The organism is Intestinirhabdus alba (genome assembly GCF_009711095.1).
GTDB lineage: Bacteria > Pseudomonadota > Gammaproteobacteria > Enterobacterales > Enterobacteriaceae > Intestinirhabdus > Intestinirhabdus alba.
This window is the reverse complement of sequence record NZ_WMJZ01000087.1, coordinates 1-3,067: the sequence shown is the minus strand read 5'-3', so window position 1 is coordinate 3,067 and position 3,067 is coordinate 1. Positions and strand designations below refer to the sequence as shown.

At 49.5% G+C, this 3,067-nt stretch carries 1 pseudogene; it reads left to right on the top strand.

Annotation, left to right across the window (positions count from 1 at the left end):
• Positions 1–1,157 precede the first annotated feature (1,157 nt).
• Positions 1,158–3,067: pseudogene (locus GJV78_RS22465) on the top strand (hypothetical protein); the annotation flags it as partial.

Sequence of the window (3,067 nt, the reverse complement as noted above, 5' to 3'; positions counted from 1 at the left end):
ACCCCGACCACAGGGACGGGCTTCGGCTTCGTCCCTTTTTTATTTGTCCGCAGGAGGGTGTGGCGCTTATAAAAAATAGCGTTACGGTGGAATATTCTGAAAATTAAAATGTTTATCGTTTAAATTATATACCCTAAATAATTCGAGTTGCAGGACAAAACGCAGCGTGTTTTGAACAGCCCAGGGCTGGCCCCGAAGGGGTGAGGCCCCCGGGCCGAATAAAGCCAACGCACATGCAACTTGAAGTATGACGGGTATATATTGATAAAATAATTGTTCCGAATAAACATAGCTTCCCCGCCCGGCGTTATATGAATAGGATAATTCTGTTAAGTGAAACTGTCCGGAGCACTGAGAAACCAACCCGGAGAAAAACTGGTTGAAGCATTTTAGATAATTTGCGAGACTGCCAATAAATTACGCTAATCTCCTGATTAATGCCGGTGTGCGGCATTGATAATATATAGGTCTGTAAAATCAGAGGCGTAAATACAGGATCCGTCAGGCAGGCCCCTGTCTTTGCGGCCTGCAGTCCTGTTTCGGACATCATTGATTATATATCCTAAATAATTCGAGTAGCAGGACAAAACGCAGCGCGTTTTGAACAGCCCCGGGGCTGGCCCCGAAGGGGTGAGGTCTTCAGGCCGAATCACGCGGCGACGCAGAGACAGATTCGTCAGAAGCGAATTTGAACAGCCGCAGGCTGTCTCTCATTAATCCCCAGGAGCTTACTGGAGTAAGTGTCCGGGGTGAGCGAGGGCAAATCAGTTTAGCTGATTTGAACGCCGCTGGCGGCGGCCCTTCAGGGTGAGGCCCCCGGGCCGAATAAAGCCAACGCATATGCAACTTGAAGTATGACGGGTATATACCCTGAATAATTAGGTTTGTATACAAACAGCAGGAAAATAATAGCGTTGTCAGCAACGTCTTTGCATATCCGCAGAATGCCATCGGTAAGGAGAGGCCGGAAGCCTGGCGACCCGGATAAGCGGCAGAACGGCGCTGCTTTCTTTCTGAAACTATAGCCCGTTAATACTTTCTGGTGACACCAGAAAGTATTCTGAAGAAGCCCGTATTGAAGCCCGCTCTTTAGCAGACGAAAAGGCAGGCATATAAATCACAGGCTTTAACGATACGTCAGTCATGGAAAAGGGATTATGGACTTAAATCTACTGAACAGGGAATTACGGAAAGCGTTGGCCTTTACGTTCGCCGGTGCTGTACTTCAGCGCCGGCTGGCGCAGGCGGGGTTACTCGGCCTGAGCGGCGGGGTTTTTCTGCCACAGGCGCAGGCGATTGAAATTGGTACGCAGGCTGGTGCACATATCAAAGTTAATGACGGGACCAGGATCGTTGCCGACAAATCCGTCCCGGATAAGGGGATCTACGGCGTTATCGTGCCGGCAGGAGAGAAGGGAACCGTCGACCTTGGCAATAACGTTTCAATTATCGCGCATGGCAAATCATCTATTCATCGTGCTAACGGTATCGGCATTGAAGCCGACGGCAGCGTGTTAACGGCGAACGGCCTGATCGTTGAAATTACAGGAAAAAGTGAAACGGGTATTGCGCTGACCGGTAAAAATGTGTACGCCGACCTGGGAACCGGGAGCCAGATTAGTGCAACCTCTGATAAGGGCATTATTGTCGGTGACACCTCCACGCTGGTAGCCGACAGGCTTATCGTTGAAATGTCTGATAAGTCAGAGTGCGCTTTGTGTATTAACGGCAGCGCCGATTTAGGCAGCGGCAGCACAATCAGAGTGGACGAAGACTCTACAGGTCTTATCGTCAAAGGTATCGACAGCGATGGCATCGCCTACCGTAGTCCGGCCAGTTTTACCGCCACCGGTCTTACCGTTGAAAGTGGCAACGATACTTCGGCTTTTACTGTTAAAGATGTGATAAGGATAGAGCGTAACGCTGTCGTTGATCTCGGCAGCGGCAGCATAATTAACTCGAGGGGGAGTTACAGAACCGCCGTTGCAATATATAACGCTGATGACAGCGATAGTGTCGAATACAGCCCGCGTTTTACCGCCACCGGTTTAACTATCGATGCGCAGGGCTATTCCTCTAAAGGTATAAGCGTACAGGGTAACGCTATTATTGATCTTGGCAACGATAGTGTAATTAATACGAAGGGAGATTTAAGTAAAGGTATCGCAACATATGATCCTGATAATCAGGATAGTGTGGAAAATGGCCCGCGTGTTACCGCCACTGATTTAACGATCGATACGCAGGGCGACGCCGCTCGTGGTATAGATATGCAGGCTAACGCTATCGTTGATTTAGGTGGCGACACCCTGATTAAAAGCAGCGGAAAGGGGGCAATAGGTATCTATAATGATGGCGGTGAAATTACGGCGAATTCCTTAACAATCTATAATGCAAGCGACAGAGAAGGTAGTGGGGGGATCTATAACAGGAAGGGGAATATTAGCGTAAAAACCTTAACAATGTTTGTCACGGGGCCTGGAGCGCATGAAGGCTTAAATATGACTGGGGGGACTGCTAATATTGGCGCAGGCAGCTATATTAATACAGAAAACGGTTCGTCACTGAGCGCCAGAAATAAGACCACTATCATTAACTATTTTGGCACGGCGGATAAGCGGAATACGATAATCACTAAGAATCCGCGCCAATACAGCGTCATGGCGTCTTTCGGCGGTGTTATTAATTTGAAAAATACCGATATCTTCGGTGCGGCAGTATACTCAGGAACAAATAGTACAGTGACCGGTGAAAATCTGACCCTTACCGATCGGGGCGTTTACGCTGTGAACGGCGGCCGGATCGATCTGACGGGCGATCTCGCCATCAGAACGACTGATGGGGCTTATGCGGCTATTCGTACTGAGCATAACAGCTATGTTCAGCTTCCCCACCCGGACAGCCGCATCAGCGCGGCGGGAAAAATGCAGATCCTCGGCGGAGCGCGTGCTGAAGGTGGGATTATTACTCTGGATATGGCCGCCGGCTCGATGTGGACGGGAAGCGCCTACAGCGATAACGTGAAAGGCGGCCTGCTGAACGTCACCATGAATAACAGCATCTGGAA